Genomic DNA, 5,101 nt, shown 5'->3' on the forward strand with positions numbered 1-5,101 from the left:
TAGGCACGCCGCCAGCGTTCGTCCTGAGCCAGGATCAAACTCTCCAATAAGATTGTTTGACTTGCTCATAGTAAAAATTTAAAACATTTAACGTTGACGTTCTGCTTTGTTTAGTTTTCAAAGATCATTTTGTAGCAACTTTATTATCATAACATGTTGTCAGTAATAATGTCAACTACTTTTTTTAATTCATTTTTTGTAACAGCACCTCTCTTGAGGTAGATACCTATCTTAACATGCCTATTTTAGTTCGTCAACACTTTTAGGCAATTTAATTATAAGCAGTGAGAATAATAAAGATTAAGCAGTTATTGTTCAGCAGGAAGTGAAGTTTTTGAATAGTGAAGCCGCCTAACTGAAGATAAGCAAGCCTAACAATATTCATTTACATATTAGATAACTGGGTGCTCGAATTTTTCATTATCAGCAATTTAGTATTATTTTTTCAACTCTGCTTTACACTTAAGATGGTCACTGTCAGCAAGATGATTGCCATACCTCCAAGCTGTGCTCCAGTAAGCAGTTCATTCAGAACAATCAACCCCAAAAGGGATGCAGTGACTGGTTCCACCATTGCAATAATTGAAGCTGACGTTGGTGAAGTTCGTTTTAAACCAACTACATAAAAGAAGAATGACAAGCCTGCTCCGAAAATCCCCAGAAGAATCATCCACATGAAGTCAGGGGAGGAAAAGACGGAGGCTGCTTCATTGAGATCAGTAAAAAACACAGTTATGAAAGTAAAAGCAAGGAATGCAATCGTTAAAATTCCTTGCGGCTGGCCGTGGCGAGATGCATATTTAAATCCAAAAATGAATAATGCATAAGATAATCCAGCGCCTATACCTGCAGCAAGTCCAAGCATTGTGATACCTTCAGAGCCAATACTATAAACCTCCGTGAGCAATACTACTCCAAACATGACAAAACCAATAGCCAGCCATTTAGATAGCGAAGCCTGTTCAAGCCGGAATATAAAAGATATAAGGAGAACAAAAATGGGGGCAGTATACATCAATGTTGCTGCTACCGCAATACTCGCCTCCGATATACTAACAAAGTAGAAAATAAAATTCCCTGCTACTCCAATGCCCGCTACAATAGACCATAGTAACAGAGGCTTATTCCACCGGGCGGGCTTAAACAAGCCCCATATAAGAATACATAGTAAACCTACAGTTCCTCTATATAAAGAGATGACCAGCGGATCCCAGCCCCTATCCATCAAGAAACCGCCCAGTCCTCCGGATACACCCCATAGTATTGCTGCTAAAATGACTAAACCTAACCCGCTGACACGCATCCTGTTACCTCCATAAACCTTTATACTGTAAAGATAACTATACCTCTTATGGGGAGCTTTATAACTTCAAGAAACAGATACGCTAAATCTTTCATGCTTCTGTCCTTGATATTTATAACCAAGTACGGTGGGTTTTTCATGCAATAAAAAGAAGGGTATCCCATTGAGGATACCCCACATGACAAAGGACAGTACTGCAACAGTACTGTCCCCCTTTTTCAATTTCTTTCCCTGGCAACCTGTGTATCCCGAATATTTTTCTGAATGGTGATGGAAGCAAATAGGCTTAGAACGAATGCCATTCCATAAAATCCTTTTTCACTCAAGACAATACTGCCGGCATTATAAAGTCCAATTGCCATTAAGGAAATGGCTACAATTACAGCAAACCAGCTGAGTCCGTAATAAATACCCGACACGGGGATATCTTCTTCCTTGTCCCTTACTGCCTTTTGCAGAGAGACAGCTGCGTACAGTCCGAAGACCAGTACAGCAAAATAATAGCCCTTCTCATTCAATTCCATTTCAGCATTGAACAGACCAATCAAATAAGCAGATACACCCACCACTAGAGCTGCCCAGCTTGCTCCTTTGAAAGCAGCCGTTGGTTCTCCTTCTTTTCTTTCTACCTTGACTTTCGGTTTCTTTTCCTCATTTTTCATTAACGGATTTTCATTAAATTCTGCCATTCTCCTGCCCCCTTTAATCTCAGTCAATATACAGTAGCCAACACTGCTCCATGAGACATATTATAACAATTTATTACAGATTATGCCTATCAATTATTGAGGGGAATTTGGTGGAACAGCAGATTTTTAGTGTAGAGGGTGATCTATTATGGAAATGGTGATTGTAAAGGATAGTGAAGTAACGGAAAATTGAGTAACTAGAGAGGTAATGGCAGAAATAAGCGGACATTTTTCTGTTAAATGCAAAATAGTGCTTTTGGGGGCTGAATAAGGGAACAGTTTCCGGTTATCCGAAGAAAAATGAGCTATTTACACACTTTTTATCAGATTAGTCGGAATCTCTCCGTTAATTTAAGCTGTTTTTTTCAATAATTACACCATTAGGGAAATTACTCCGTTTATGATTAGACCGGATGCTTCCCCTCAGTTCCCGGCCGATAACTGCGGATCCTCACGACCCCGGATGCAGGTAGGAGCATCTTTTTTTGGACTAGTTGACTAAGTACTTTTTTTACCGTCTTGTCGCTTAGCTTCAGGTACTTCTCAATTTCTTTAGGAGAAATGGGTTCCTCTTTTCGAATTGCCAGCCGAAGCACTTCCTTTTCGACTATGGAAAGGGTGGTCTGATCCAGTTCATCACCCAGCCAGCGGCCAATCACTTGTTGTACAATCTGCTGACATAGACGCGGTTTCTCTTTTACTTGATCGTAAGAAAAACGGATTACAGCCCAGCCATCAATCACCAATTGGTTCTGACGTTCCAGGCTATCTGAAAATTGCCATCTGCTTACATTCTTTAAGTGAGGACCATATCCGTCGACCTCAAAGCAAATCCGTATTGGGTGACGAACATACGCGAAATCTAAATACCTATTAGCATCTTTAAAATCATGAACCTCATATTCCGGATGGAGATGCCGAAAATGCTGAAATATTGGCCACCATACTTGCTCCAAAAACAACAATTCAGCCTGATTGTGACCTTCTTCCAAGCGCCGCAGCCGTTCACCTGTTCTTGCCTGCAAATGAAATTTCATAAAGGCCTGGTAATCTTTTTCAAATTCCATAACTGCTTTCCTCCTGTAACGTAAACTCTCCATCCTCTATACGATCCGCTCCTTATCTTAGAGAACTAGCTCCTCTTCCTTAACCAGTTATCTCATTTTTCGCAACATATTTCTGGGTACTCTTCATCAAAACGGTCAATAGAGTCAATCTCACTCCCATAGAAGCGTCATCTCCTTCAGATAGATTTAATTTTCAAAAAGCCTTAATCGAAGTGTGTATTTAAATGAAGAAAAAATGTGATTTTCATTGAAGAAAGATAGAAGAGTTAATAATACAGTAGATAAAGAAAGAAGATGATGATGCAGAAGAAATAAAGGATGGAGTTACTTTCAGTTTAAAAGTTTTTCCAGATTTTTCAACCCTTTCTTAATTGTTTCTTATTAAATTTTTTATTCATATTTATCGGGGGTTTTTATAAGAATGAGAAACCCTTATGGATTGGGTTTCCCATTAATTTTATTTATTAATTAACATTAGAACTTAACAGAGCCTTAATTAAGAACTCGTTATTGCTGAATCATCTAATATCATTCTTTTGTTCAATTAACCAATTATCAAATTGAGACTCTAGTTTTTCCATAACTGTATTACTATCATCATTAGGTTCCATTATTAAATTGTAAAGGAATATCCCCTCATCCGGTAGCGTTCCTTCTAATATTGGATGTTGTATATTCGATAATATTCCATCCTGATAATATACTCCCCAAACATGGTCATCAACATGATATGCTATTGCACTATGAAGAATATCATAATTTTTCTCAGCATATCTCTCAATATGATAGTGTTGATAATTCATGAAACAATATTCTGAAAGATCGACTGAAAACTGATTGAACACCTCATATTTAAGTTCTTCAAAATCTTCTTTACTAACATATATATCAATATAATAACCACAAACTTCAGCTGTCTGATAGTGATACGTAGTTCCTTTTTTATATTTCGAGTCAATTGACGATATATATTTAAAATCTTTTATAAACTCGTAAATTTCTAACCCATTTGGTAATGAAATATGATAATTTAAGAGCAAATCTATTCCTCCAATTTATAGGATAGTTCATAGTTATGTAAACTTTCCACGGTAATTTAGGTTTGTTTTTGAAAAATACATTATATCATGGTGGTCCCTACTATTAGGTTCAACATAATAGAAGGATTCAATTATCAATACACCCGTAATGAATTTTATATTTCCATCTGCATCATAATTCAGCAGCGTCCTTCCTACTTTCACAAGGGGAAGCCCCTAATAAATCGATACCGTAGGTTCGGTATCAGGTTTCAGATTAAAGAGCTTGTAATCTTTTCATCCAGTCATTTTCTCGCCCTTTCATGTACCGAGTGGAATGAAATAAGCGTAGAGATTCCGCTTATTCGGAAAAAACAGCGAAAATCGGCTTAAATAGGAGTAGGAATTCCGCCTAATCGGCTAAAAGCGTTGGAAACAGACGCCTTTTAGCAACATAACCGGAAAATCTTCCCTTATATTACCTGAAATTCGCCTCATTTTTCATTTAACCGGAATATCTCCGTTTATGTGGGCCATCACCCAGTGGGAACGTACACTTCAAGGGCTCCTTCACTTCATGTCCTCCCTCGAACCCCCGGGTCTTCAAATATTCAAAAATCCTAACTCGCACTTTTAAAAATACAACCCCGCACCTCCGGTATAAAAAAACACAAAAAAAGAACAGCTCTGCAACTGTTCTTTCATTCGCCTGGCAGCGTCCTACTCTCACAAGGGGAAGCCCCTAACTACCATCGGCGCTGAAGAGCTTAACTTCCGTGTTCGGTATGGGAACGGGTGTGACCTCTTCGCTATCGCCACCAGACTATTTGTCACAAGGACAAAGATTATTATATAAAGTTATTGTTGAAAAAGCAACAACTTTTTTTGAGAAAAAACATGTTCTCTCAAAACTGGATAACGCGCAAGATATTATATGTTTTCGCTTGTTTATGCCTATATCATATATAGGTTAAGTCCTCGATCGATTAGTATTCGTCAGCTCCACATGTCACCACGCTTCCA

The 5,101-nt window shown here is 38.2% G+C and carries 4 protein-coding genes and 1 rRNA gene; all 5 read right to left on the bottom strand.

What is annotated here, in order from left to right; all coding sequences use genetic code 11:
• Positions 1 to 445: 445 nt before the first annotated feature.
• The 5 genes from GJU40_RS20170 to rrf all read right to left on the bottom strand — a co-directional run bounded on the left by GJU40_RS20170 (position 446) and on the right by rrf (position 4,901).
• A complete protein-coding gene (locus GJU40_RS20170) occupies positions 446 to 1,303 on the bottom strand; it encodes a DMT family transporter (RefSeq protein WP_154309846.1) in 858 nt (285 codons plus the stop codon).
• Positions 1,304 to 1,521: 218 nt separating this feature from the next.
• On the bottom strand, positions 1,522 to 1,992 hold the full coding sequence (yiaA, locus tag GJU40_RS20175) for an inner membrane protein YiaA (RefSeq protein WP_154309847.1): 471 nt from the start codon (positions 1,990 to 1,992) through the stop codon (positions 1,522 to 1,524).
• A 404-nt stretch (positions 1,993 to 2,396) separates the two neighbouring features.
• Positions 2,397 to 3,059 carry a DNA-binding response regulator gene (locus GJU40_RS20180; RefSeq protein WP_154309848.1) on the bottom strand — a complete coding sequence of 221 codons (663 nt, stop codon included), beginning with the start codon at positions 3,057 to 3,059 and terminating at the stop codon, positions 2,397 to 2,399.
• Between the two features lie 518 nt (positions 3,060 to 3,577).
• Positions 3,578 to 4,099, bottom strand: a complete 522-nt coding sequence (locus GJU40_RS20185) for a hypothetical protein (protein ID WP_154309849.1) — start codon at positions 4,097 to 4,099, stop codon at positions 3,578 to 3,580.
• A 686-nt stretch (positions 4,100 to 4,785) separates the two neighbouring features.
• Positions 4,786 to 4,901, bottom strand: a 5S ribosomal RNA gene (gene rrf, locus GJU40_RS20190).
• Between the last annotated feature and the right edge of the window lie 200 nt (positions 4,902 to 5,101).

Source organism: Metabacillus lacus, from assembly GCF_009674805.1.
GTDB classification, from domain to species: Bacteria; Bacillota; Bacilli; order Bacillales; family Bacillaceae; genus Metabacillus_C; species Metabacillus_C lacus.

What these genes read in the sequence shown, in the direction of transcription:
- GJU40_RS20170 (WP_154309846.1), bottom strand. Translation starts at nt 1,303, where the DNA reads ATGCGTGTCAGCGGGTTAGGTTTAGTCATTTTAGCAGCAATACTATGG.
- yiaA (WP_154309847.1), bottom strand. Translation starts at nt 1,992, where the DNA reads ATGGCAGAATTTAATGAAAATCCGTTAATGAAAAATGAGGAAAAGAAA.
- GJU40_RS20180 (WP_154309848.1), bottom strand. Translation starts at nt 3,059, where the DNA reads ATGGAATTTGAAAAAGATTACCAGGCCTTTATGAAATTTCATTTGCAG.